The sequence below is a fragment of the Streptomyces sp. NPDC043861 genome (assembly GCF_056435905.1).
On record NZ_JBWKDP010000003.1, the window covers coordinates 156493 to 180456 of the forward strand.

23 protein-coding genes and 1 tRNA gene are annotated in these 23964 nt (G+C 69.5%); 11 read left to right on the top strand and 13 right to left on the bottom strand.

Annotation, left to right across the window (positions count from 1 at the left end):
- Nucleotides 1–39: 39 nt before the first annotated feature.
- The 7 genes from AC068D_RS08290 to AC068D_RS08320 all read right to left on the bottom strand — a co-directional run bounded on the left by AC068D_RS08290 (nt 40) and on the right by AC068D_RS08320 (nt 6257).
- Nucleotides 40–594, bottom strand: coding sequence for a SigE family RNA polymerase sigma factor (locus AC068D_RS08290; protein WP_478822161.1), 555 nt, complete (start codon nt 592–594; stop codon nt 40–42).
- Between the two features lie 201 nt (nt 595–795).
- Nucleotides 796–1962: a lipid-transfer protein gene (locus AC068D_RS08295; protein WP_478822162.1), complete on the bottom strand. Its 1167-nt coding sequence runs from the start codon at nt 1960–1962 to the stop codon at nt 796–798.
- Nucleotides 1959–2447, bottom strand: coding sequence for a MaoC/PaaZ C-terminal domain-containing protein (locus AC068D_RS08300; RefSeq protein ID WP_478822163.1), 489 nt, complete (start codon nt 2445–2447; stop codon nt 1959–1961). The genes AC068D_RS08295 and AC068D_RS08300 overlap by 4 nt, the downstream gene beginning before the upstream one ends.
- On the bottom strand, nt 2444–3481 hold the full coding sequence (locus tag AC068D_RS08305) for an acyl-CoA dehydrogenase family protein (protein ID WP_478822164.1): 1038 nt from the start codon (nt 3479–3481) through the stop codon (nt 2444–2446). Before AC068D_RS08305 ends, AC068D_RS08300 begins: the two co-directional genes overlap by 4 nt.
- Before the next feature lies 1 nt (nt 3482).
- Nucleotides 3483–4535 carry a bifunctional MaoC family dehydratase N-terminal/OB-fold nucleic acid binding domain-containing protein gene (locus tag AC068D_RS08310; protein WP_478822165.1) on the bottom strand — a complete coding sequence of 351 codons (1053 nt, stop codon included), beginning with the start codon at nt 4533–4535 and terminating at the stop codon, nt 3483–3485.
- The gene (locus AC068D_RS08315; protein ID WP_478822166.1) at nt 4532–5695 is read right to left on the bottom strand and encodes an acyl-CoA dehydrogenase family protein; all 1164 of its coding nucleotides are present in this window, start codon (nt 5693–5695) and stop codon (nt 4532–4534) included. The genes AC068D_RS08310 and AC068D_RS08315 overlap by 4 nt, the downstream gene beginning before the upstream one ends.
- Before the next feature lie 250 nt (nt 5696–5945).
- Nucleotides 5946–6257 (bottom strand): hypothetical protein, encoded by a 312-nt coding sequence (locus AC068D_RS08320; protein ID WP_478822167.1) that lies wholly within the window; start codon nt 6255–6257, stop codon nt 5946–5948.
- A gap of 358 nt (nt 6258–6615) precedes the next feature.
- Between AC068D_RS08320 and AC068D_RS08325 the strand changes: the two genes are divergently transcribed.
- Nucleotides 6616–7518: a bifunctional DNA primase/polymerase gene (locus AC068D_RS08325; RefSeq protein WP_478822168.1), complete on the top strand. Its 903-nt coding sequence runs from the start codon at nt 6616–6618 to the stop codon at nt 7516–7518.
- A gap of 290 nt (nt 7519–7808) precedes the next feature.
- On the opposite strand, the gene AC068D_RS08330 is transcribed toward AC068D_RS08325, so the two are convergent.
- Nucleotides 7809–8282, bottom strand: coding sequence for a lamin tail domain-containing protein (locus AC068D_RS08330; RefSeq protein WP_478822169.1), 474 nt, complete (start codon nt 8280–8282; stop codon nt 7809–7811).
- 789 nt (nt 8283–9071) lie between these two features.
- Here AC068D_RS08330 and AC068D_RS08335 point away from each other — a divergent pair.
- Nucleotides 9072–9431: a hypothetical protein gene (locus AC068D_RS08335; RefSeq protein WP_478822170.1), complete on the top strand. Its 360-nt coding sequence runs from the start codon at nt 9072–9074 to the stop codon at nt 9429–9431.
- A 14-nt stretch (nt 9432–9445) separates the two neighbouring features.
- On the top strand, nt 9446–9814 hold the full coding sequence (locus tag AC068D_RS08340; RefSeq protein WP_478822171.1) for a DUF6233 domain-containing protein: 369 nt from the start codon (nt 9446–9448) through the stop codon (nt 9812–9814).
- 392 nt (nt 9815–10206) lie between these two features.
- Here the strand turns inward: AC068D_RS08340 and AC068D_RS08345 are convergent, their stop codons facing one another.
- The gene (locus tag AC068D_RS08345; protein WP_478822172.1) at nt 10207–11715 is read right to left on the bottom strand and encodes an FAD-dependent monooxygenase; all 1509 of its coding nucleotides are present in this window, start codon (nt 11713–11715) and stop codon (nt 10207–10209) included.
- A 250-nt stretch (nt 11716–11965) separates the two neighbouring features.
- On the opposite strand from AC068D_RS08345, the gene AC068D_RS08350 reads away from it, so the two are divergent.
- On the top strand, nt 11966–12640 hold the full coding sequence (locus tag AC068D_RS08350; RefSeq protein WP_478822173.1) for a TetR/AcrR family transcriptional regulator: 675 nt from the start codon (nt 11966–11968) through the stop codon (nt 12638–12640).
- A gap of 436 nt (nt 12641–13076) precedes the next feature.
- The gene (locus tag AC068D_RS08355; protein ID WP_478822174.1) at nt 13077–14768 is read left to right on the top strand and encodes an FAD-dependent monooxygenase; all 1692 of its coding nucleotides are present in this window, start codon (nt 13077–13079) and stop codon (nt 14766–14768) included.
- 133 nt (nt 14769–14901) lie between these two features.
- Here the strand turns inward: AC068D_RS08355 and AC068D_RS08360 are convergent, their stop codons facing one another.
- Nucleotides 14902–16116 (bottom strand): Ig-like domain-containing protein, encoded by a 1215-nt coding sequence (locus tag AC068D_RS08360; protein WP_478822175.1) that lies wholly within the window; start codon nt 16114–16116, stop codon nt 14902–14904.
- 31 nt (nt 16117–16147) lie between these two features.
- On the opposite strand from AC068D_RS08360, the gene AC068D_RS08365 reads away from it, so the two are divergent.
- Both AC068D_RS08365 and AC068D_RS08370 read left to right on the top strand, forming a co-directional pair.
- Nucleotides 16148–16390: a hypothetical protein gene (locus AC068D_RS08365; protein ID WP_478822176.1), complete on the top strand. Its 243-nt coding sequence runs from the start codon at nt 16148–16150 to the stop codon at nt 16388–16390.
- Between the two features lie 735 nt (nt 16391–17125).
- Nucleotides 17126–17431 carry a hypothetical protein gene (locus AC068D_RS08370; RefSeq protein ID WP_478822177.1) on the top strand — a complete coding sequence of 102 codons (306 nt, stop codon included), beginning with the start codon at nt 17126–17128 and terminating at the stop codon, nt 17429–17431.
- 205 nt (nt 17432–17636) lie between these two features.
- On the opposite strand, the gene AC068D_RS08375 is transcribed toward AC068D_RS08370, so the two are convergent.
- Nucleotides 17637–17954 (bottom strand): hypothetical protein, encoded by a 318-nt coding sequence (locus AC068D_RS08375; protein ID WP_478822178.1) that lies wholly within the window; start codon nt 17952–17954, stop codon nt 17637–17639.
- Nucleotides 17955–18052: 98 nt separating this feature from the next.
- On the opposite strand from AC068D_RS08375, the gene AC068D_RS08380 reads away from it, so the two are divergent.
- Nucleotides 18053–18850 carry a hypothetical protein gene (locus AC068D_RS08380; RefSeq protein ID WP_478822179.1) on the top strand — a complete coding sequence of 266 codons (798 nt, stop codon included), beginning with the start codon at nt 18053–18055 and terminating at the stop codon, nt 18848–18850.
- A 134-nt stretch (nt 18851–18984) separates the two neighbouring features.
- Here AC068D_RS08380 and AC068D_RS08385 read toward each other — a convergent pair.
- Together AC068D_RS08385 and AC068D_RS08390 are read right to left on the bottom strand one after the other, a co-directional pair.
- Nucleotides 18985–19074, bottom strand: a tRNA-Ser gene (locus AC068D_RS08385).
- 57 nt (nt 19075–19131) lie between these two features.
- The gene (locus AC068D_RS08390) at nt 19132–20613 is read right to left on the bottom strand and encodes a S1C family serine protease (protein ID WP_478822180.1); all 1482 of its coding nucleotides are present in this window, start codon (nt 20611–20613) and stop codon (nt 19132–19134) included.
- 179 nt (nt 20614–20792) lie between these two features.
- Here AC068D_RS08390 and AC068D_RS08395 point away from each other — a divergent pair, with 179 nt between their 5' ends.
- From AC068D_RS08395 to AC068D_RS08405, 3 genes are all read left to right on the top strand, one after another.
- Nucleotides 20793–21584 (top strand): glycerophosphodiester phosphodiesterase, encoded by a 792-nt coding sequence (locus tag AC068D_RS08395; protein ID WP_478822181.1) that lies wholly within the window; start codon nt 20793–20795, stop codon nt 21582–21584.
- 53 nt (nt 21585–21637) lie between these two features.
- Complete coding sequence (locus AC068D_RS08400) at nt 21638–22258, top strand: ATP-binding protein (RefSeq protein ID WP_478822182.1); 621 nt, start codon at nt 21638–21640, stop codon at nt 22256–22258.
- 277 nt (nt 22259–22535) lie between these two features.
- Nucleotides 22536–23504 carry a DUF5926 family protein gene (locus AC068D_RS08405; protein ID WP_478822183.1) on the top strand — a complete coding sequence of 323 codons (969 nt, stop codon included), beginning with the start codon at nt 22536–22538 and terminating at the stop codon, nt 23502–23504.
- Nucleotides 23505–23964: the final 460 nt, after the last annotated feature.

Here is a 23964-nt window from a genome sequence, read left to right on the forward strand (position 1 = left end):
CACCGGTTCGGTGCACGGACCGCGGGACAGCGGACCGGCTCAGCGCACCGGAATGAGCTCCGGGTCCTCACGGAGTTTGCCGAGTGCGCGCGAAACAGCGCTCTTGACCGTGCCGACGGAGACTCCGAGCACCTCGGCGGTCTGGGCCTCGCTGAGGTCTTCGTAGTACCGCAGGACGACCATGGCTCGCTGCCGGTCGGGGAGTTTCATGACCGCACGCCACATCGCGTCGTGCAGCACCTGCCGCTCGGCCGGGTCCGGCTCGGGCGCCCCGGACGGCTCGGGCAGCTCGTCGCAGGCGAACTCGTCGACCTTGCGCTTGCGCCACTGCGACGTACGCGTGTTGAGCAGTGCGCGGCGGACGTAGCCATCCAGCGCCCGGTGGTCCTCTATGCGCTCCCAGGCGACGTAGGTCTTGGTGAGCGCGGTCTGCAGCAGATCCTCGGCGTCGCACGGATTGGCCGTGAGGGAGCGGGCGGTACGCAGCAGCACGGGCCCCCGCGCCCGTACATACGACGAGAACGACGGGTACGACGAGTAGGAGGGCGGCGGCGACGCGACCCTGGAGGCGGTCGTGCAGACTGGCGTGGTCATGGCTCAACGCTAGGAGCGGCCCCTACCCCGCGGGATCGCCCCCAGGTCCCGAAACGGGGTCCCTCTCAGGTTGTAGGGGCCGAGTAAGCCCGACCTCCCCAAGGTGGAGGGTGGCCGACCCGCGAGTAGGGGTCGGGATGACCCGCGCACGGGACGAATCGCCCCAGCTCGCCGCCTGCACCGGCGCTGAGCAGGGCAGTCTCAGCCGTCCGCCCCCAGGATGAGACCGGAGGTCGGTACTCCGGTACCAGCCGTGACCAGGGTCGTCGCGGCCCCGGGTATCTGGTTCACCGAAGTGCCGCGCAGCTGCCTGACCGCTTCTGCGATGCCGTTCATGCCATGCAGATACGCCTCCCCGAGTTGGCCTCCATGGGTATTGAGCGGGACGGCGTCCGCGGCGACAAAGTCGGCCGCCTCGCCCGGCTTGCAGAAGCCGAACTCCTCCAGCTGCATCAGCACGAACGGCGTGAAGTGGTCGTAGAGGATGCCCACATCGACGGCGGCGGGACCGAGCCCGGAGGTCCGCCAGAGCTGGCGCGCGACCACACCCATCTCCGGCAGACCGGTGAGATCGTCCCGGTAGTAGCTGGTCATCTGCTCCTGCGCCCGGCCCGCACCCTGCGCCGCCGCGACGATCACGGCAGGCGGATGCGGCAGATCCCTGGCGCGCTCGACCGAGGTCACCACGACCGCCTGGCCGCCGTCCGTCTCCTGGCAGCAGTCCAGCAGCCGAAGCGGCTCGGCGATCCATCGGGAGGCGGCATGATCCGCGAGTGTGATCGGCCTCCCGTGGAAGTACGCCGCCGGGTTGCGGGCGGCGTGACGACGGTCGGTGACGGCAACGTGGCCGAACGCCTCCGGGGTCAGCCCGTACGTATGCAGATAGCGCTGGGCCGTCATGGCCACCCAGGAGGCGGGGGTCAGCAGTCCGAACGGAAGGTTCCAGCCGAGCGCCGCCCCTTCCGCCGATGGCTCCCGCTGCTGCACACCGGAGCCGAACCTCCGGCCCGACCGCTCGTTGAACGCCCGGTAGCAGACGACGACTTCGGCGATGCCCGTGGCAACGGCGAGAGCGGCCTGCTGGACGGTGGCGCAGGCCGCGCCGCCCCCGTAGTGAATGCGGGAGAAGAACGACAGCTCGCCGATGCCCGCCGCCTGGGCCACGGTGATCTCGGGGCTGGTGTCCATGGTGAAGGTGACCATGCCGTCGACATCGGCGGGGGAAAGCCCGGCGTCGTCGAGTGCCGCGCGCACCGCTTCCACGGCCAGCTTGAGCTCACTGCGCCCCGAGTTCTTGGAGAACTCGGTGGCTCCGATACCGACGACGGCCGCCCGTCCGCCGAGCGAGTCGGCTCTGCGCACGCTCATGCCCCCGCCCCCACCCCTGCCTCTGCTCCTGCTCCTGCTCCTGCTCCTGCTCCTGCTCCTGCTCCTGCTCCTGCTCCTGCTCCTGGAACGGTCACCGTCACCGTGCCCGTCACGTGGTGGCCGATCCCGTTCACCCCGATGACCGTCACCTGTGCCGTGTCGCCCTCCACTTCGGTGACCGTACCGGTCAACGTCATCGTGTCGCCCGGGTAGTTGGGGGCACCGAGCCGTATCGACACTCTGCGGAGCACCGCCTCCGGACCGAAGTGGTCCGTGATGAACCTTCCGACGAGACCGTTGGTCGTCAGGATGTTCATGAAGATGTCCGGGGAGCCCTTCTCCTTCGCGAGCTCCACGTCATGGTGCACATCCTGGTAGTCCCGGGAGGCGATGGCTCCCGCGACGATCAGAGTGCGCGTGATGGGGACGGTGAGCGGGGACAGCTCGTCACCCGCGCGCGGACGCCCACTCCGTGCAGCCCTCATACCGCGTCCTCCTTGGCGAGCAGCAGTCCGAGTTCATCGAGGAGTTGCGCGCCGCAGCCCAGATGGGAGTCGAGCTGACGGCCCCACAGGAAGTGTCGGTGGACGGGATGGCCGAGGTCCGCCCCGAGGCCGCCGTGCAGATGCTGGCCCGTGTGAACGACTCGTTTGCCCGCCTCGGACGCCCACCATCCCGCGGTCAGCGCATGAGGGCCGCAGGGCAGTCCCTCGTCGTACCGCCACGCCGCCTCGTATGCCGTCACCCGTATCGCCTCCGTGTCCATATAGGCATCGGCGGCGCGGAGTTGTACGGCCTGCTTGGACGCGAGGGGGCGGCCGAACTGCTCCCGGACCGATGTGTGGGCGACGGCAAGGGCGAGCGAGCCCGCACACACGCCTGCCTGGAGCCCGGCGAAGGCGATACGGGCGGCGGCCAGCACGTCCGCGTAGGCATCGCCGCCCTCGCCCGCACCGAGCCGTTCGGCCCGCGTGCCGTCGAGGACGAGCCGACCCGCCGCCCAGGGAGCCGTGGTCTCCACCGCTGCGGTTTCCGCGTCCTGGGCCAGTACGAGCCACAGGGCATGGTCGGCATCGGGCACCAGCACATGCGTGGCGTCCCTCAGCCATGGCACCAGTGCGACGGTCCCGGTCAGCCTCCCGTCCCCGTCGGCCCGTATCGAGCCGCGCCCGGGGAAGGCTCCCGTGGCGATCGCCGTCCCCTCCCGCAACGCCGGCAGCAGCCGGGACCGCTGTTCGTCCGAACCGTGCCGGCTCACCGCCAGCACGCCGTGGACACAGTTCACCGCAAACGGCACTTGCGCGGTCCTGCGTCCCTGCTCCTCCAGCAGCAGCACAAGACCGAGCAGCCCGATGTCCTCCACGGCCGCGTTCAGTCCGGCCGCGCACAGTGCCTTCCACAGCTCTGCGTCCGTCCCGGTGCCGATGGCGCCCAGATGGTCGGGAGTGGAGAGATCGCCGAAGATCCGCGCCGCCAGCTCGTGAGCCGCCGCCTGCTCCTCCGTGGGCGTGAAGTCCATGTCAGCCGACACCGCCTTCCAGGGGCCGGAACACCGGCAGCTCCTGCTCCTCGTCCACACGCAGGAACTCGAGCCGGACGGGCATGCCGACACGGACCGCGTCGTAAGGAACCCCGATCACGTTGCTGACCATCCGGACGCCCTCGGCCAGCTCGATCAGCCCCACCGCATAGGGACCCGGTGCGTCAGTCGCCCGGTCGGGCAGGGTGAATGCGGGGAAGGACGGGTGGTGCATCACCACGTACGAGTAGACGGTGCCCTCGCCGGAGGACTCGACCGTGTCCCACTCCGCCGAGCCGCACGCACCGCAGCCCGGCAGCCAGGGGAAACGGAGCTTCCCGCACGCCCCGCACCGCTGGATCAGCAGCTTGTGGGCGGCGACACCGTCCCAGAATCCGGCGTTGTCCCGGTTGATCACCGGCCGGGGGCGCCCGGCCTTCCCTGCCCGCTGCTCACCCTGTGTTCGCTGTTCCCCCTGCGCTCGTTCCCCCTGCTCGCCCTGCCCCCCGTGTCCGCGTTGTTCGCCCTGTGCGCCGTGTCCGCCTTGTCCGCCCTGCCTCCCTGCCGCAGCCGGCGCGTACTTGAGGATGCGGAAGCGGTGCGTGCCCGCGAGCTCCCCGTCCGCCCGGATGTCCATCCGCGTCGTGACGAAGTGGCCCGCTCCCAGTCTGGTCGTCTTCAGGGGCGAAACCGACTCGATCACCGCGTCGAAGGTGATCGCGTCACCGGGCCGCAGCGGCCGCAGATAGTCCTGCTCGCAATCGGTGGCCACCACCGAGGTGTATCCGGCCCCGTCGAGCAGGCCGAACAGCTCGTCATGCGCCCCCGAGCGGTCCGAGTGTCCCGAAAGACCGCCCATCGTCCAGGCCTGGAGCATCGTCGGCGGCGCGATGGCGTCCGGTCCCGTGTACGCCGTGTTCGCATCCCCCACCGCCTCGCACCAGTGCCTGATCATGGGCTCGTTGACATGGTCCTTCCCGACACCCGAAGTGGCCGCGGACCGCCCCTCGTACGCCCTCAGCCGTGCATACAGATCGCCCGTTCCCGCACTCACCGCTTCCCCCTCCTCATACCGAGCCGCATCGTCGCGACGATCTCCCGCTGCACCTCGCTCACCCCGCCCCCGAAGGTGTTGATCTGCGCCGCTCTGTTCATCCGCTCCAGCTCCCCGTCGCCGAAGCTCCCCGGCGAACCGGCCCTCAGCAGCCCCGCATCCCCCGCTATTTCCTGACACATTCGATACACCTCGACGGCCGATTCGGTTCCCATGAACTTCACGCCGCTCGCATCGCCCGGGGCGAGTCGGCCGGCCCCGACATCTCCCACCAAACGCCAGCTGAGCAGGCGCGTAGCCGCAAGCCGGGCATGCACTTCGGCGATCCTGGAACGCACCCACGGCTCGTCAACCGGGCGCACCCCAGTCACCGGATCAGGTGTGCGGGCGTGCTCAAGCGCCGCGGCTGCGAAGTCCTCCGCCTGCATACCGAGGGCGGCGAGCGCGACCCGTTCGTGGTTGAGCTGGTTGGTGATCAGCTCCCAGCCGCGGTTCTCCTCACCGACGATGCTCGTGGCGGGAACCCGTATCGCGTCGTAGTACGTTGCTGTCGTGGTCAGCCCGCCCACCGTCTCGATCGGCGTCCACGAGAAGCCCGGCGTGTCCGTCGGCACCAGGATGATCGAGATGCCCTGATGCCTGGGCGCTTCCGGGTCCGTGCGGCAGGCCAGCCAGATCCAGTCGGCGTTCTGGGCGTTCGAGGTGAAGATCTTCTGCCCGTCGACCAGCCAGCCGTCGTCGTCGCGCACGGCCCTCGTCCGCAGCGACGCGAGGTCGGTCCCGGCTTCGGGCTCGGTGTACCCGATCGCGAAGACGACGTCGCCGCTCAGGATCCGCGGCAGGAAGAAGGACTTCTGCCGCTCGGTCCCGTATCTCATCAGGGTCGGCCCGACGGTGTTCAGCGTGACCATGGATACCGGCGCGCCCGCGCGGTACGCCTCGTCGAAGAAGACGAACTGCTCGTCCGCGCCGTGCCCTTGACCCCCGTACTCGATGGGCCAGCCGAGCCCGAGCATTCCGTCGGCACCGATCCGCCGCAGCAGTCGGCGATGCTCCGTGGCGTCCTGCGCAGCCGGAGGTCCGTCCGGCATCAGACCACGGAAGTACGAGCGGAGTTCGGCGCGCAGCCGCTGCTGGCGCTCTGTCGGTGCGAGATGCACGACTGCGGCCTCCCGGCTCAGGAGTGCGGGCGGGGTCGGGTTTCTGACTGTCCGTCAGATCGGACCTGACTGTCAAGGTCATGAGCCCGGGCACCGGAAATGCGAAGCCGCAGAGACGCGGAGTTGCAGACGGGCGAGCGGGGCGGAGGGGCGGAGGGGCGGAACGCGAACGGCCTGCGCGACGGCACCGGAGCACCGTCGCGCAGGCCGTGTTCACCCCCTCAGCCCGGACCCCCACCCTGGGCGCGGATCACCAGAGCGGGAAGAAGGTCACCGCGATGTTCTCGTTCGACTGGTCGATGGCCGTGAAGGCCGAGCCGTTCACGCTCGCGGTGTTGTTCTGGTTGGACGCCCCGGCGCCGGTGGCCACTTGCTGGGTGGTCGTCGAATTGCCGTGGTTGTCCCCTCCGACACCGCTGCTTTCGATCTCGGCCACGGCGGCGTTCGATCCATCGTCCGCGAACGCCCCGTTGTCGGCGTGGGCGACACCTGTGAAGAGCGCAGCGGCAAGGGGCAGCGCGGCGACGGCAGCGAGGGCACGGGCGGTACGGATGCTTGCCATGTCATTTCCTCCAGGAACCGGAGGTGCACGGTGAGTGCACCGGAAGTACGGAAGTGCTGCAGTACTGAAGTGCTGAAGTACGGCTGAAACCAGGATGGTTGGCCGGCCACCCGGGTCGTGTTCACGACGTCGCGAGTCCAGAGTTGCCCACCGAATCTCCCGTGAACCGCCCACGCCACCCCGATTCCTCCTCAAGCGTGAGGACAAGTCGATAAACCCCCTTCACACCCTCGACTGCCCAGACCAAGCCCCACGGACCCGGCGAAACCTGCCCACGGCAAGAGGAAAAGCGTTCCGGCACATTTTCGGCCAAACTTCCACTCTTCCCTTATTCGAACACTCGTACGAACATAGATTCATGGCCATCACCGACCGGCACCGCACCACCCTGGCCCTCGCCCATGCGCTCTCCGCCGCCGAGCACGGGCTCCCCGTGATCCCCCTTTCCCCCACGAAACTCCCCGCGCTGCCCTCGCCCCACAGGCGCGATCCGGATCCTGCCCTCTGCCGCGGCGAGTGCGGGCTTCCCGGTCACGGCGTGCACGACGCCACGACCGACCCCGCTGCCGTGCGAGCGCTCTTCGCCGCCGCACCGTGGGCCACGGGGTACGGCATCGCATGCGGCCGGCCGCCGCATCACCTCATCGGTATCGACCTGGACACCAAGACCGCCGCGGCGGGCGGCACGGACTCCGCGGCCGCCCTGCGTCAGCTGGCCCTCCAGTACCTCTTCACGGTTCCGGAGACGGTCACCGTCCTCACACCCAGCGGCGGCCGCCATCTGTGGCTGTCCGGCCCACCCGATGTCGTCGTGCCGAACTCGGCGAGCCGGCTCGCACCCGGAATCGACGTCCGGGGCAGCGGCGGCTATCTCGTGGGCCCTGGCTCCGTGACCGCACACGGGGCCTACCGGCTCGCACCGGGGACGGCGGATCTGCCTCCGGCTCCCTGCCCCGGTGCACTGCTGCACCTGATCGCACCACCCGGGCGCCCTCCCCGTCCGCACCACCACCGTCACTCATCGCCGACGACCGAACGGACGCCCCGTGGTGAGGGACTTGTTCACTTCGTACGCGCCGCCCACGAGGGCCAGCGCAACACCCGGCTGTTCTGGGCGGCCTGCCGCGCATACGAGAACGGCATCGGCGACGCGCTCGCGGACGCCCTCACCGAGGCGGCGGTCGGCGCCGGGCTGGCCGAGCGCGAGGCACGCGCGACGATCGCCTCCGCGGCACGACTCAGCGCCCGGGAGCGCGAGTGACCCGTGCCCCGCCTGCGGCCGCGTTCCCGCGCCGCCCCGAACGACCCCTGGCGCACGACAGGACCTGTGCCCAGCCTGCACACGAACACATGAGGAAGGGGCGCCCCCGCGATGCGGGGGCGCCCCTTCCCTTGTTTCCGTCGGAATTCCGCGTCCCGTCGGGATCCCACCGGCCGCGCCTCACACGGTGGGTGCGGTGCGTTGCGGTGTGCCGGTACCGGTCCGGCACACCGCTCGGACGGTCCGACAAGCCCCCGGCGCCGTACCGGTCCGGGGGCTACCGGTCGGGATCAGCGGTGGTGGTGTCCGCCACGGCCCCAGGACTTGGAGTCGACGACCCGGCCGCGCTCGTCGCGGAGGGTGGCGGTGTCGCGCTTGTCCCAGACCTGCCGACGACGGTCCTGGTACACGTCGCGGTCGGTGTCCCGGCCCCGCCCGGTGTGGACCTTGACGCTGGAGTGCCCGTCGAGGCGGAGGTGGTTGAAGCGGTAGCGGTTGCCGTCCCGGTCGGTGAGGGTGAAGCCCCGGAGGTTCACCGTGCGCCGGCCGACGTTCGTCACTTCGACCCACTCGGCGTTCAGGGCGTGGTTGGAGCGGTCGTCACGGCCCCGGCTGTCGTGGTGGACCCTGTCGATGATGACCGAGGAGCGGCGGTCGTCACGGCGGTCGTGGTCCGCCGATGCGGGGAGGGCGGTCACGGCGACGACGGCGCCGGAGGCGAGGACGGTGGCGACGATCCGCTGGGCAATGCGAGAAGCAGGCATGTGATGCCCTCTCAAAGACGTGCCCGCACAGCCCCGTTCAGGGCTGCTGCTGGGCGATCGGGTTCCCCGGCTTGCTGCCGAGGACCCTCACTCTGGACGCGCCACGTGGCCATTCGCCAGCAAAACCGTTCACATTACAGAAACCGGACATCTCCGTAACTCTCCCCTGTATCCGACATCGACACCGGCCGACCCCTTACCAATGGTTCGCTGTCGGTTACATCGACCCGTTGAGCAATCAACAACAAGCGGTTTCCAGCCGACCCGGAGCCCACCCCACACAGCGCGGAACAGAGCACCGAAAGGGCCCGTCTTTCGTAACAGCCGCCCGCCCCAGCCAGTCGCACACACACAGGGATACCGCTCTGACGTGCGGTTTTGCGTCACCCTTCCACGCAAGCCGCACGCCGCGCATCATCTGTCGCGCGTCGCACATCGGGCGTCGCACATCACGCAGCGGTCGGGCCGACCGGGGCGACACCCGGCTTCGGTCCAAGCCGTCGCCGGCATGCCGAGCGGACTGTCGGCCGCGCACCCCACCCGGACTGCCACGCCACAAGCATCGGCACAAGGGAGTGAGCACTGAAGCGCCCATCACTCCGAGGTCAACAGGACGTCGACGCGCGGCGCCACCCCTGGCATCTCCGGGCAGCCCATCCCACGACGGGCTCGGCCCCATTCGCGCCGCACTGCACAGAACGGCCCAGGGGCCGACGTCGCCCGCCGTCATCGTCACCCGCGCAGCGCTGTACACCTCCCAGATATTCGAACAGGCGTATCATTCTGGCTGTGGCTGAATACGACTTCCCCGACGATCTGCGCGACGCCCAGCTGCGCCTGCACCAGGCCCGGGCCCAGTACCGGGCTCTGTGCCGGACACTGCCGTGGTCGGTCGAGCCGGCCGAGGGCTGGACGGGTGTCGAGGGGCAGTACTCCAGCTACCGGCACGACTTCCCGGCCAGCCCCGGATACACCGACGAGCAGAAGGCAGAGGAGGCCCGGCTGCGCGCGCTCGTCATGGAGTTGTCCATCGCCGTGTCGACCCACCCGTACTGGGCAGCCCTCGAGGGCCCGGCGGTGGTGGGAGCACGCACGGCGCTGAAGAAGCATCCGGAGGACGGCCCGCCGGCAGACGCCGCGGCTGCGTAGCGGAGGCCGCCCAGATGCCCGACCTGTCACGCTCCGACCGCATCCGGATGAACCACGCCGTGCGCGACTGGCTCATCTACCAGCTGCGACAGACCGAGCGGACCATCCGCGAGCTGGAGCGCGAGGAGGAGGACGACCGGCGCCGCCGCGAGGTGGCCCGCATCGAGATGTCGTGGAAGCTGCAGCCCGGCCGTGCCGACGGCGCCGACCCCGTGCTGCACCGCGGGAACTGCCACTTGTTCAGGACCCAGCTCGGATATCTCGACCTCGAGCACGTCAAGGTCGCGCTGGAGGAGTTCCCGGGCCTGGAGATGTGCGAGATCTGCGCCCCGTGGGGCAGCCTCGGCATCGCGAAGCCGCCACGGAGACCCGGAACCGGATAGCGCCGCGGCGGGATGGGGCGGGAAGCCCGCGACGTCGGGTGCATCTGGGGACTCCCGGGCCCACCCGGGCCGAGGGGAAAGGATCGCAAGGCGGTCGGGACACTCCCACTGGCTCCGCCGGGGGTGACTCCGACAGCGGCGACTCCCGACAACGCAGCACAGGAGGGGTTCCCTGCGGTAGCCGGGTGGAGCGTCGTGCACGGCGTCGGCAGCCGGTGAACCCTCCGGCCTCATCGACGACAGCGCTCGTCACCGGAGGCCGGCCGGACGAGGTGAGCGGCCGGTCGGTCCGGTCGACACGGTTATGGGGTGGTCGCCGGACGGTCCGGTCGGCCGGAGCCGAGCGGGAGTCGTGCCCGAGCGGGAGTCGTGCCCGACGGCGTCCGCAGGTCTCAGCGAAGTCCCGCGAGCCAGGCGTGCACCGGGCCGGGGTCGTTGTCCCTGGTGATCAGTGCGATGTGGTTGTCGGGCCGCACGAGCACCAGGGCGTCGCCTTCGATGCCGTAGACGCGCCGGGCGGTTGCACCGGGGGCGTTCGTCTCCGACGGCGCCGTGTGCAGGGCATGCGTACGGACGAGGTCACCATGGGTCGCTGCGGCCTCGCGCAGTGCCGCCGCGGTACCGGCTCCGAAGCCGAAAAGCGTGAACCGCGGTCCGGCCAGGAGCTCGAAGAGGCGAGTGGGGCGGCCGAGCGTGTCCGCGTCGCATGCCGCGTCCGGGGCACGGTCTCCCGGCCGAAGGGTCCCGCTCCCGCTGCCGCCGGCCAGGGAGCTCCATCGGTAGCTGGTGCCGATGGGGGCGGCCAGGGTGGTCTCGGTGCCGTTACCGGGCTCCTTGATCACATCCATGACGTGGCGGAGCCGGTCGGTGGTGACGTCCAGGGTCAGAGCGGCGACGGGCAGCCGCTCCTCCTCGTAGGTGTCCAGCAGGACGGATCCGGCGCGCCCGGCCAGAGCGAGGGCGATCTTCCAGCCCAGGTTGAACGCGTCCTGGATACCGGTGTTCATGCCGAGGCCGCCGGCGATCGGGTGGACGTGGGCGGCATCCCCGGCGAGGAACACCCTGCCGGCCCGCATCCGCTCGGCGAGACGGACATTGACTCGCCATGTCGAAAGCCAGCTCGGGTCGTGCAACCGGATCCCGGGCATCCGGGCATGCCGGTCGAAGAGGCGCTGGAAGCTCTCCAAGGAGGGCGGCAGCGGCTGCCCCCTGTCATCGAGTTCGGGGGACGCCTGGAGCTGGAAGACGTCCGTCCCCGGGATCGGGCACAGCATGACCGCGTCACCGTCCCGGGTGAACCACTGGTGCCAGTACTCCCGGCTGAGCCCCGCCGCCGCCACATCGCCGCACACCATCGACCGGTCGGGACCGGTGTGCCCGTCGAAAGGGATGCCGAGCATCTTGCGCACGTCGCTGTGCCCGCCGTCGCAACCGGCCAGATAGGCGGCCTCGATGGTGCGCCCGTCGGCGAGGACGGCGGTCACGTGCTCCGTGCTCTGAGTGAACCTCGCAAGTCCCGCGCCGTACTCGACCGCGACGCCGAGCCCGTCGAGCCGCCGGCGCAGGATGTCCTCGATCTGCCACTGCCCGATGAACACCGCACTGTCGTAAGGGGAATCGGGGAGGGGCCCGTCGCCCGCGAACGGGTCGGTGTCGTTCGCGTGGGCGCCGTCGAAGTACTTGCGGAACACCAGGTGGGCCGTGCCGGCGGCGAGGACCTGTCCGGCCACGCCCAGGTCTTCGAAAACCTCCAGGCTTCGGGGGTGCAAGGTCTTGCCCCGGGATTCCCGGTGCGGAGCAGCGCGTCGGTCGATGATGCGCACCGCTGTGCCGCGGCGGGCGAGATCGCAGGCCAGAGTGAGTCCGGTGGGGCCGGCGCCCACGATCAGCACATCGGTCATCGCGAGTCCTTTCGTCGTCGTTCGCTGTCGGATTCGCCCGCGGATTCGCCATCGGATCACCGTCGGACACCGTCGGATCACCGAGGTCGAGTCGTCGCAGAGCCGTCGCAGAGCTGCGCAGATCCACGCGGAGCGGTCGGAGAACCCTGGATGCGGGCTGTCGAAGCGCTCAGTGAAGCCGCCATCCAAAGAAAATGCAACCGGGTAACTAAATTAACTAGGTTGCGTGAATGATGCTAGACTTCCGGCCATGAACCATGGGCAGGGGCCAGGACTACGGGAGAGCAAGAAACTGCGCACGCGCCGTCATCTTGCGGACGCCGCACTGGCGCTGTTCCTCGAGCGAGGCTTCGACGAGGTGTCGGTGGCCGATGTCGCCGCCGCGGCAGAGGTCTCCAAGCCGACCCTCTTCCGCTACTTCGCGAGCAAGGAAGACCTGCTGCTGCACCGCTTCGCCGACCACCAGGACGAGGCCGCCCGCCTCGTGCGCACTCGCCCGGAGGGGCACAGCCCCGTCAGGGCCCTGCACGAGCACTTCCTTGCCGCGCTGCGCGAGCGCGATCCGATCACGGGACTCAGCGACGTGTCCGATGTCGTGGCCTTCCAGCGGCTGCTGTACTCCACCCCCAGCCTGGAGAGCAGACTGGTCCGCTACACCGCCCGCGAGGCCGAACTGCTCGCCGCAGTACTGGAAGCAGAGTCCTGCACACCGCTGGCTGCCCGTACGGCCTCGCTGCACCTGGTGACGGTGCGTCAGGAACTCGGCCGGGCCAACTGGCTCCGGATCGCCTCGGGGCGCAGCGCCGACGACGTGTACCCGGAAGCAGTGGCCGACGCCGACGAGGCCTTCGGCATGCTCGCCCACGGCCTCGACAGGGCACTGCCCTGCGCACCTCGGCCGTCTCACGACCGGCCCACCGGCTGAGACGGCCGGGACGGCTCAGGCGCCGGGACGGCTGAGACTGAGGGTGACTGCTCGACGTGTCGGCCCGGCCCCGCCCGGGCATGCCGCCGGGCGGCCCGAACTCGGTATGTCCCGTGCCGCCTTCTCCCGCATACGCTCCCGCCGCCACAAGGATGGGCCTCTGCGCGGTGCGGTTCGTACACGGCCTCTCTCTGCCGTGTCCTGCCATGCCGACCGGCTGCATGACGCCACCTCAAGCAGCGTCGCGAGAATCATCAGGGCCGAGGCCGACAGTTGCCGGCATACACCCGGATGTGCTCGGCGAGCCACGCGGCCATCCGCTCGGGACCGGCCGGGGCGCGCATCGTGGACCCCGGTGCCCGGCTCGCCGCCTGCGCACCGCCGGGCGACTATGGGAAACGGGACCGGTCCGGGGGCCAGGCACTGGGAGGCACCCGTGGCGCGCACACATACAAACGATGTACTGATCGCGGGCGCCGGTCCCGTCGGACTGAGTGCAGCCGCCGAACTCTGCCGCCACGGAGTGCGCTGCCGTCTCGTCGACCGGCTGCCGGCCCGCCTTCCGTACGCCAAGGCCGTCGGCATCCAGCCGCGCACCCTGGAGATCTGGGACCGGATGGGCCTGGCCCGCACCATGCTGGAAGCCGCCGTTCCGCTACGCGGCCAGCTGATCTACGCCAACGGCCGGGAGCAGATGCGGATCGACCTCGAGCTGCCACCCGAAGTGCCTTACGGATTCGCCGCGCTGCCGCAGTACGAGACCGAGCGACTCCTCGAGGAGTACCTCGCCGGCCTGGGTACGGTCATCGAACGCAGCACCGAACTGCTGTCCTTCGTCCAGGACCCGGACGGGGTCACCGCCCGGCTGCGCACCTCGTCCGGCGCCGAGGAGGAGGTCCGTTCCCGCTATCTGATGGGCTGCGACGGAGCGCACAGCATCGTCCGCAAGGAGCTCGGTCTCGCCTTCGAGGGAGGGGCCTTCCCCGAGGAGTACATGCTCGCCGACGTCGAGGCCGACTGGGACCTGCCGCACGGATACGGCGTGCGGTCCATTCACCGTGCCGACGACGGTTCCACCGACGACGTGCTGGTCTGCATCCCGTTGCCCGGCGCAGGCCGCTACCGCATGTCGACGCTGGTCCCGCCCGAACTCTCCGCGCAACCGACCGGCCGGGGGCCCGCGCAGGGCGACGGCGTCGCGCACGGCCTGGAGGGCGGCCGCACCCCGAAGCTGTCCCACATCCAGGCCGTCGTGGATCGCCTCGCTCCCAGACCGGCCGTTCTCTCCCGGATGCGCTGGTCCTCCGTCTTCCGCATCAGCCATCGGATCGTCGACCGCTACGCCGACGGACGGGTCTTCATCGCGGGCGACGCCGCCCACATCCACCCGCCCACCGGCGCCCAAGGCATGAACACCGGCATCCAGGACGCCTGCAACCTGGCCTGGAAACTGGCCCTCGTCGTCCGCGGGGAGGCGGACTCCGCCCTGCTCGCCAGCTACGACGCCGAACGCCGCCCGGTCGGCGAAGAGGTCGTCGGCCGAACCGTCCGCCACGCCACCCACGGCATCGAAGCCGACCCTGACGACCCGCAGTCCCTGATGCTCCGCGAGGCTCAACTGCTCGTCGGCTACCGGGGCGGCCCGCTCGCCGGCGACCCCTACGGGCCGATCGACGCACCCCAGCCCGGTGACCGGGCCCCGGACTGCGCCGGCCTGACCACCTCCGTCGCCACCTACCCCTGGCGCCTGCTCGACATCCTGCGCGGCCGCACGGGGCACGTGCTGCTCCTGTACGCGGCCGACACTGCCGACCTGACCGAGGCCGCCGCGGCTGCCGGCGTGCCGCTGACGGCCGACGGCAGCCCGGGCACCCCCGACCGCCCGCACTCCGGATCCGGCCTGCAGACCGTCGCTGTCCTCGCCCGCGGAACCGCACTGACCGTCCCCGACACCCTGGCCGTCCCCGCATACCGTGACACCGCCGGGGAGTTCGCCCGGCTCTATCGCCCCGACGGCCCGACCGGCTTCGTTGTCCGCCCTGACGGGCAGCTCGGCGCCCGCTTCCCACTCGCCGGCACCGCGGCGGCCCTGTCCCACTACTTCGCGGCTCTGTCCGCGCCCGGGTGAGGGAAAGGGGTGTCCGGACCCTCCGGACACCCCTTCTCACCAGGCCGTGTGGGCTTTGAACCCACGGGGACGTCGCCGCCACGACGGTTCTCAAGAACGGCGGAGAAGCGTGCCTTGCCTCGGCCTCATCGACTCACGCGGCCACTCGCGTGTTCCCGTGCCCGTCATTGCCGTGCGGCCTGTGGGGCTTGTGGGGCTTGTGGGGCTTCTCCTTGTGCGGATGGTGCCGAGGCTTGATGGTCACGGTCACCGGCTCACCCTTGGTGGCGTTACCACTGCCGTCCGTCGCCACGGCGACGAAGGTGTGCTCGCCGACCCCGCTCGCCGCGTTCGCCCTGCACGTCCATTCACCGGACTCGTTGACGGTGGCTGAGCAGATCTCGTTGTCATCTTCGGTGACCGAGATCCTGGCACCGGCCTCACCGGTACCGACGAACGTCAGCACACAGCTCGAGCCCTTCTGTTCGACGGCGTTGTCCACGGGCTCGCGGCAACCCTTGATGCGTGACCCGTCGGCAGGGCTGGTGATGACCGGCGGCACGATGACCATGACCGGAGCCGCATCAATCGCGGGTGTCACTGCGGTATCGGGTGAGGTTGCGTCCACATCGATGGTGTACGTGCCGGCTCTGGTGCCGACCGTGACGCCGAATGTGACGGTGGCGGTGGCCTCCGCTGCCAGTGTGAAGGGGCCCTGCCAGGTCAGGGTCTGTCCGTCGATGGCCGGATCATGCGTGGTGATCCCCGTCGTCGTCCCGGGCCGGTAGGAGAATCCTTGAGGCAGAACGACCGAGATGCTGTTGACCGTGGCAGCAGAGGTATTGGGATTTTCGAGGGTGACGGTGTACCCGTTGTCGGCCCCGGCCTCCGATACGCGGTCGTCCGCGGCGGCTCCGGTGACGAGCGGTACCGCTCCCGTGGGGGAGAAGGACGTCGACCACTGGTAGGTGGCGCTTCCACCGTCCGCGATATTCACCGGCCAGCTGATACCGATGCCGTTGTCGAGCAGTTCACTGCACTGGCAGGTGTTCGGAAAAGGCTGCTGGGTGCCGATCCGGCTCCAGACTTGGTCGAAGTGGGCCTCGATGTATGCGTTTCCGCTCGTGCGTGGCAGAAGCCCCACGATACGACCACCGGCGTCGGGGGTGGTGCTGCAGGCCGGAGCCGTTCGGATGACGCGCCCATAGCCGGAGTCGCTGTCCTGCAGGTAGCAGTCCCCTGCCGTGTAGATATTGCCGACGCGCTGCTGCCCCGAATTGTTCTGGACGGCTACTTTGGTGTCGTAGAGGTCTTGGCCGACGACATAGCGGTCGGTCTGGGTGAGCGTGACGCCGGTTCCGGCGTTCACCACGGTCACCACTTGGTACGGATCGGCCCCGGTGCCCGAGCCGGTGACCGCCGACTGGCTGACTGGCGAGTACGCCGTGCGCGGTGCAGCGCTTTGGCCGGCCGGCACCGCACTTGGTCCGTACAGCGTGCTGTTCAGCGCAATGAAGGTGCCGCAAGCAGTGCCGCCGAACCACTCGGGAAAAAGGTCCCCGGTGTGTCTGACAGAGCAGTTCAAGTCGCTGCTGATGTCGATCGAGGTAAGCGGCCCCGGCGAGGTGATCGGGGCAGCGTAGGCGGACGAGGCCTGAGGGAAAAGGACGAGCGCGATCGCGCCGAGGAGCATGGAGCACACCCCGGCACATCGTCTGCGAATACGACTGATCAGTGGAATCTTTGTGTCGCAGCGGACATTCACTGACATTCCTCTCGCTACACGAGTTCGCCCCATTTATAGCGACTTACCGGCGACCCAACCGTGTCATTTCGTAGCGGCCCATCGAAACTTCGGGAGCACTGCCTTCCGACCCGCTACGAACGCAAGGCCGAGCACTTCCTCGCCTTCGCCGGTACAGCCGCAGCCTCGTCAACCACCGCCGACTCACTCCTCCGTGGTTGGCACCGAACGCTGGCAGAGGATCCATAAACCAGCACCAGCACCAGCACCAGCACCAGCACCAGCACCAGCACCAGCACCAAAGAAGGGTGTCCAACTGCCTTCGCTGGCCCGCACATGGCCCACAGCGCCTCCAGAGGACGTGCTCTGGAGGGCGGGCCAAGCCCTGCACCCACTTCAGGGGTTCGATCGGATGGCCGACGCATCGCTCTCTCTGCGTGCTTGCGCCAGCTGGGGCAACACACGACCAACCAGGCGCCCGGGCGGCGCCGAGAACGGCACGGCCCCATTCCAGTTGGCGGCGACACAGGGCACCCCGCCTCCCCGGTAAGATCATCAACCGGGCGGCGGGGGGCGCCTCACCCGCTCCGCCCCGTGCCGTGCCGTGCGTATATGAGCGGGTAACGGAGGAAACATGAAGCGTGTGATGCGCAGCCTCGGAGCCGCTGTCGCCACCACCGTCCTCGCGGGCGGCATGCTCGTCGCCATGCCTGGTGCAGCGAGCGCCAACGACTACGGCTACACCTGCAAGAACTGGAAGACCACCAGCCACGGTTGGAGCGCCGACTGCCACGTCACGCGTGGAAAGGCCCGCACGTCGACCGACTGCCGCAACGGCAAGACGCACTACGGCAAGTGGGTCGGCCGCGGATACTGGAAGTTCGAGGGCGAGTGCGGCCAGTACGCACTGGTGGCCTACGACGTCCAGTGGAAGAAGTAGTTCTCCTGGCATTCCCTGCCTCGGCGCTGCCCCCATGGGTTTCGCCGGGCGTTCTCCTTGCCCTCTCCACGGGAAACCGGGACCGAAGCGACCTGGGTCCGGCACTGGGTGAAGGGGACCCCAGGCTGTCCCACACAGCTGCAGCCGAGTTCGGCGTATCGGCTGGACGGGTAAGGAAGCTGCAGCCGATCGGCTGCAACCTCGTTCATGGCTGGTAGCGGCGGCTGACCGCCGTGACGTCAGTCGTACTCACTGAACGTGTCACGCCATGACCGCGGCTGTGCAGGCGTCGGGCCACGCTCACGATGCCTGCACAGCCGGGCAGCCAGGCAAACCAGCTCATCGACAAGGCGCCGAGCAGCAGCGACGACCGAGCGACGACGACTCCGTACTGGCCCGTGCGGACGCGCGAATGGCGGCCATGCTCGATGCCCTCCCCCAGCGCGAGCACGGGGACATCGCGATCCGCCCCTTCCTGCTGACCGTCGATGGCGTGACCTTCGGCCTCGTCGTCGAACGTCACGCCGAGGGCGAAGCAGGACGTCAGCCAGGTCCCGAGCCATGGCCACCGGGAACCCGCAACAGGTATCCATGTCAGACCCGCCTGCGACACTGCGGCACATGTCTCTCGCCGATCTCAGTCTTGACCAGTGGCGTTCCTTCGACCTGCCTACCGCACGTCGCGTCGCCGAGAAGGCGGCGGCCCGAGTCGATGGCCGTGTGACCGTCGTCGAAACCATTGAGCACCTCGGGGCCCCGCTCCACCGCGTCCGCATCGAGCGGAACGCCCAGGAATTCGCGCTCATACCCGGTGGCGCAGTGACACTCGGATTCGACCTCGCCGCCTGGCAGCCGACGCCCGAGCAGACCGCCGACTACCAGGAGAGCCTGGATCAGGGATACGGCTTCGGGCCCGATCTTCGAGCCCACCTCGCACAATTGCTCAGTCCACGCCGGAGCGTCGTCCTGGCTGCGGTGCTCATGGCCGTGGAGGACGAGAACCTGACCGAGCCCCCTGCCGACATGTTGGCTGTCCTCGCAGCCCGCGGCCTACGGATGCCGACCTCCGACGAGTGGGAGCACGCCTGCGGAGCCGGCGCGGACACGCTGTTCCGGTGGGGCGACACCTGCCCCATGGACCGCATCCCGTACGGGGATGGAACCGGCCCGCACACTCAGCCGAACGCCTTCGGCCTGCGCATCGCCTACGACACCTACCGCTCGGAGCTGACGAGCGACGTCATCGCGGTCCACGGCGGAGACGGCGGCGAGTCGGTGTGCGGTGGCTACGGCACGCTGCTGGCCTGGCTGCCCCTGGCCACCGCGAACCGTAACCCCTTCATGGCCGAGTTCGTGTACGGCCCGGACGGCGAGGACATGTACGAGGATTCCTCCACTCGGCCTGTGCTGACGCTCTGATCCTCAGGGCATGCTTCTGGGCCACACGCCCTGGTCATCAGCGGGGCACAGGCGAGAAACCTTGAGACAGTTCGAATACGAGAGGGGTACCCGGAAGCTCCGGGCACCCCTTCTGACCAGCACACACGCTGACCTGGCGGTGGGTGTGGGATTTGAACCCACGGTGACATCGCTGCCACGACGGTTTTCAAGACCGTTCCCTTAGGCCGCTCGGGCAACCCACCTTGCGCACCACCGCCCGTGGCGATCACGGGTGACGTGCGCGTGCACAGCCTAGCCCGTCAGCTGTCACCCTTGCGCTGCCCCAAGGTGACGTCGACCGTGGACTCCTTACCGCCGCGTTCGTAGGTGAGCGAGACCTTGTCGCCCGGCTTGTGGTTCCAGATCTCACTGATCAGGGTGGGACCGCTGTCGATGGGCTTGCCGTTGAACTTGGTGATCACGTCACCCGCCTTGAGGCCCGCCTTGGCGGCCGGACCGTCGGGGCTCACCGCGGGGGTGCTGCCGGAGCCCTGGGCGGGGATCACGGCACCGTTGCCCTGGCCGGTCATGCTCACCGCGGCGCCGATCACCGGGTAGACGGGCTCTCCGGTCCTGATGAGCTGTTCGGCCACGTTCTTGGCCTGGTTGATCGGAATGGCGAAACCGAGGCCGATGGAGCCGGCCTGGGACTGGCCGAGGCCGTTGCCGCCCGCGGACTGGATGGCGGAGTTGATGCCGATCACCGCACCGCTCGCATCGAGCAGCGGGCCACCGGAGTTTCCGGGGTTGATCGATGCGTCGGTCTGCAGGGCGCTCATGTACGAGTTCTTGCCGCTGGAGCCGTCACCCGAGGCGACCGGGCGGTTCTTGGCGCTGATGATGCCCGTCGTCACGGTGTTGGAGAGGCCGAAGGGCGCACCGATCGCGATCGTCGAGTCGCCGACCACGACCCGGTCCGAATTCCCGAGCGGCAGCGGGACCAGGCCTGACGGGGCGTCCTTCAGCTTCAGTACGGCGACGTCGTAACCCTGGGCCCGGCCGACCACCTCGGCATCGAACGCCTTGCCGTTCGAGAAGGTCACGGAGAGAGTGCCGCCGTCGGCAGCGGACTCCACCACGTGGTTGTTGGTGAGGATGTGGCCCTGCTTGTCGTAGACGAACCCGGTGCCCGTGCCGCCCTGGCCCTGGCCGCCTTCGGCCTTCGCGTCGATGGTGACGACACTCGGCAGGGCCTTGTTCGCGACCGCGGCAACCGTGCCGGGATCACGCTTGAAGTTTGCCGGAGCCTCGCCGGCGGAGACGGTCGTGGAGATTCCGGCTTCGTCGTTGCGCTCGGCCGCCCAGTAGCCGATGCCGCCGCCGACCCCGCCCGCGACGAGTGCGGCCGCGAGCACGGCGGCGACGAGCCCGCCATAGCGCCTGCGCGGTCCGGCCGCAGGGCCGGGCCCCGATGCATGCGCGGTGGAGTCCCAGCCCCAGGGCGAGGTGGGGGGAGGAGGAGGCCACCCGGCGCCGCCCGCGGCGGCACCATGGCCGGCCGGGGCCGCAGGGTGTGCCGGGCCGGCCGGGGCCGACGCCGGCGGCGCCGGGGGCATCTGCGGTGCGGGCGGCATCTGCTGCGTCGGGGCATCACCGGCGGGCCCGTGCCCGGCCGCATCACCGGCGGGCCCGTATCCGGCCGCACCTTCGGGAGCGGCCGCCTGCCCGGGAGGTGGCACAGGAGGTACGGACGGGACAGCCCTGCCCGCAGTGCCCTCGTTGCCCTCGTTCTCGGTGCTCACAGCTCTGTCTCCTCGATTCCGCTTCCGTGTCGGTTTCCGGTCCGTCCGCTGCGCCCAGCTTTTCCCACTGGCCGTCAGGCCACTGTAAGCAGGACCTGTGCATATCCGCGCCATCCCTTATCCCGGACATTGCGGACAGGGGTGCGGCGCCCTCATGGCGACGATGACACCATGACGCAGTGACACAACTCCCGATCCAGGTCGTCGCTCACCGAGGCGCCTCGGAGGACGCCCCAGAACACACCCTGGCCGCCTATGTGAAGGCAATAGAGGACGGGGCCGACGCCCTCGAATGCGATGTACGGCTCACTGCCGACGGCCATCTCGTCTGTGTGCACGACCGCCGCGTCAACCGTACGTCCAACGGCCGTGGCGCCGTCTCCGCCCTCGAGCTCTCGGCACTCGCGGCGCTCGACTTCGGCTCCTGGAAGGACCGGGACGAGAGCCCGGACTGGGGCGACCGCGACTTCACGTCCGTGCTCACCCTGGAACGCCTCCTGGAGCTGGTCGCCGATGCAGGGCGGCCGATCGAGCTGGCCATCGAGACCAAGCACCCCACCCGGTGGGCCGGCCAGGTCGAGGACCGCCTGCTCCAGCTGCTGAAGCGGTTCGGCCTCGACGGCCCGGCGGACCCCGCCGAGTCGCCCGTGCGGATCATGAGTTTCTCGGCACGCTCGCTGCACCGGATCGCGGCCGCCGCACCGCAGATCCCCACGGTCTATCTGATGCAGTTCCCTCCGCTGCGCATGCGCGAGGTCCGGCTCCCGGCAGGAGCCCGTATCGCGGGACCGGGTATCCGGCTCGTACGCAATCACCCCTCCTATGTCGATCGGCTGCATGCAGCGGGCCACCAGGTCCATGTGTGGACCGTGAACGAGCCGGAGGACGTCGAACTCTGCGTCGGCCTCGGGGTCGAGGCGATCATCACCAACCGCCCCAAGCAGGTCCTGGCTCAACTGGGCCGCCGCTAGCGGCTGCTACAGGGAGTGCACCGGCGCGTTCGTTCCGTGTTCGACCGTTACGAGTGCGTCACCAGACGTGTATTGGCCGGTTTCCGGTCCAGTCCCTTGGGGCATCCACACCGTGGCGTGGGGCAAAGGAGGTCTCGGGGGTGGCGTTGGTGGTGGCACAGGAGGTGCCCACGTCGTCGAGCATGGCCGTTCCCCATGGCCCTGCGGGCGTGGGTGAGGCACGGCACCGGATGCGTGAGCAGCTGCGACGCAGCGGCGTGTCCGAATCGGTCGTCGACGATGCTGTTCTGATCCTTTCCGAACTCCTCAGCAATGCCTGCCGGCACGGCAGGCCGCTGGGGCGCTCGGAGATCGGGGAAGGTGACATCCGCGCTGCGTGGCGCGTCGACAGAACAGGCAGGCTGACCGTCGAGGTGACGGACGGAGGCGGTCCGACCCGTCCGGTTCCGGCCACGCCGTCGGTGACCGCACGCGGCGGTCGGGGGCTCAACATCATCAGCGCGCTCGCCCAGGACTGGGGCGTACGGGACGGCGCCACGGGTGAGGTCACCGTGTGGGCGCTCGTTGCGGAAGGGCACCGTCACGACGATTTCGCTACGCGCGTCACCAGCCCGGGACACGCGGCCGCGTTCGGCTTCGTGGACGCGTACGACGAGGCGTACGACGAGGCCTGACGGCGGGCACGCCGCCATGAGCGCCTGCGGACGCCGCAGGCGCGGTGCGCGCCGAGGATTCGCGGTCAGGCACCAGGACGGCCGGTGCGGACGCCGAATCGGGGCGCCCGGCCGGCGGCACCGACGGCAGCCCAGCACGACGCCGGGCACCGTACGTCGACGACGCGTACGAGGACGACGACGACAGGTAGCAACCGGTGGTCGCACCGTAACGGCTAGGCTCGCGCCCGAGACACAGGCACCCACAGCACCGCAGTCCTCGGGAGAGACCCACACCATGGCCAAGAAGCGCCCCCAGACGAAGGCCGTCAAGCCGCAGATCACCGACGGAGAGATCCCGGTGGTCGGGGCCCGCGAGCCCTGCCCCTGCGGTTCGGGCCGTCGCTACAAGGCCTGTCACGGCCGGGCCGCCGCGCACGCCGTGACCGAACTGGTCCAGCGCCCCTTCGAGGGGCTCCCCGCCGAGTGCGACTGGGTCGCCCTGCGTGAGCTGGTCCCCGCCGCCACCGTCGAGCTGACCCTGAAGGACGGACTGCCCGACGACGTGCCGTCGGTGACGCTCGCCACCGTCCTCCCGATGGCTTGGCCGGCCCTGCGCCGCGACAGCGGCGCCGTGCTGCTCGCTCTGCAGAACGACACGTCCTCCGGCGACCTGAGCCGCGACCTGGCGGACACACTGCGCCGCGCACTCACCGCGAAGCCCGGTTCGCCGGTCGGCGGCGAGCGCGCGCCCGCGGACGGACCGCGGCTGCAGGATCTGCTCGACCCGTCAGCCCCGTTCGAGCCGGTCGTCCACACGGGATTCGAATTCTGGATCCCGGACAACGCGGAGAACGCCGGTCCGGAGGTCGCCGCCTCGCTGGAGCGCGCGAACGCCGCCGCGATCCCCACGGTCAGGCTGTCCGGCGTGGACGCGGCGTACTGGTGCGAGACCCCGGAGAAGAACCATCTGCGCTGGGTCATGCCGCACGCCGAGGAGAAGCTGCTCGACGCGCTCGCCCGGCTGCACGCCGCGGGCACGACGAGCCTCGGCGAAGGCACGCGTCTCGTCGGCTCGTTCCGTGCGCACGGACTCATGGTCCCGGTCTGGGACCTGCCGAGCGCCATGGGCGCGGAGGAGTGCGAGAAGCCGGCCGCGGAGTTCGCCGAGCGCCTCACCGCCGCGCTCGCCGTGGACGCCCCGCTCACCGGGGAGGAGCGCCGGGCGCGGGGCGGGCTCACCAATCGCCAGGTGACCCTCAGCTGACCGACCGTGCGGTCTGTGTCCGGACAGTGAAGATTCCTGTCATCCGACAGGTGATCCCGGTCACAACCAACCCCATGGGTTGGTAATTCGCTGTCCGAATACCCGAGATCGAATTTGCGAACAGCAGATCTCTTGTTACCGTTCTTGAAGCCCGGTCGCTGGTGCATCCCCCGTCGCCAGCGACCGGGCGTTGCTATTCCCGAATTACGCCCGTCGCACCACCGGGCCTCAACTCTCCCCGGCAGCCGATCAGTTGCTGTCCGCGCCAGGCGCCAGCGGTCCCTTATCCGAGATCACCGGAACCCTTGCAGTCCAAGACCGCCGGATACTTACTCGCTTCACCTCGGGCCTTCTCACGAGGCGTTTCGCGGATCACGGCTCATCGCCCGCCACGGCAAAGCAATGCGTCTGCAGCACCCCCGCCCGCGCCCCGGCTGCGGGAACGGGGACCGGCTTGCGC

Coding starts and splice junctions, on each gene's coding strand:
- AC068D_RS08380 (WP_478822179.1), top strand. CDS start 18,053: ATGTCTCTCGCCGATCTCAGTCTTGACCAGTGGCGTTCCTTCGACCTG.
- AC068D_RS08330 (WP_478822169.1), bottom strand. CDS start 8,282: ATGCCTGCTTCTCGCATTGCCCAGCGGATCGTCGCCACCGTCCTCGCC.
- AC068D_RS08345 (WP_478822172.1), bottom strand. CDS start 11,715: ATGACCGATGTGCTGATCGTGGGCGCCGGCCCCACCGGACTCACTCTG.
- AC068D_RS08340 (WP_478822171.1), top strand. CDS start 9,446: ATGCCCGACCTGTCACGCTCCGACCGCATCCGGATGAACCACGCCGTG.
- AC068D_RS08295 (WP_478822162.1), bottom strand. CDS start 1,962: ATGAGCGTGCGCAGAGCCGACTCGCTCGGCGGACGGGCGGCCGTCGTC.
- AC068D_RS08370 (WP_478822177.1), top strand. CDS start 17,126: ATGAAGCGTGTGATGCGCAGCCTCGGAGCCGCTGTCGCCACCACCGTC.
- AC068D_RS08290 (WP_478822161.1), bottom strand. CDS start 594: ATGACCACGCCAGTCTGCACGACCGCCTCCAGGGTCGCGTCGCCGCCG.
- AC068D_RS08300 (WP_478822163.1), bottom strand. CDS start 2,447: ATGAGGGCTGCACGGAGTGGGCGTCCGCGCGCGGGTGACGAGCTGTCC.
- AC068D_RS08305 (WP_478822164.1), bottom strand. CDS start 3,481: ATGGACTTCACGCCCACGGAGGAGCAGGCGGCGGCTCACGAGCTGGCG.
- AC068D_RS08325 (WP_478822168.1), top strand. CDS start 6,616: ATGGCCATCACCGACCGGCACCGCACCACCCTGGCCCTCGCCCATGCG.
- AC068D_RS08350 (WP_478822173.1), top strand. CDS start 11,966: ATGAACCATGGGCAGGGGCCAGGACTACGGGAGAGCAAGAAACTGCGC.
- AC068D_RS08405 (WP_478822183.1), top strand. CDS start 22,536: ATGGCCAAGAAGCGCCCCCAGACGAAGGCCGTCAAGCCGCAGATCACC.
- AC068D_RS08320 (WP_478822167.1), bottom strand. CDS start 6,257: ATGGCAAGCATCCGTACCGCCCGTGCCCTCGCTGCCGTCGCCGCGCTG.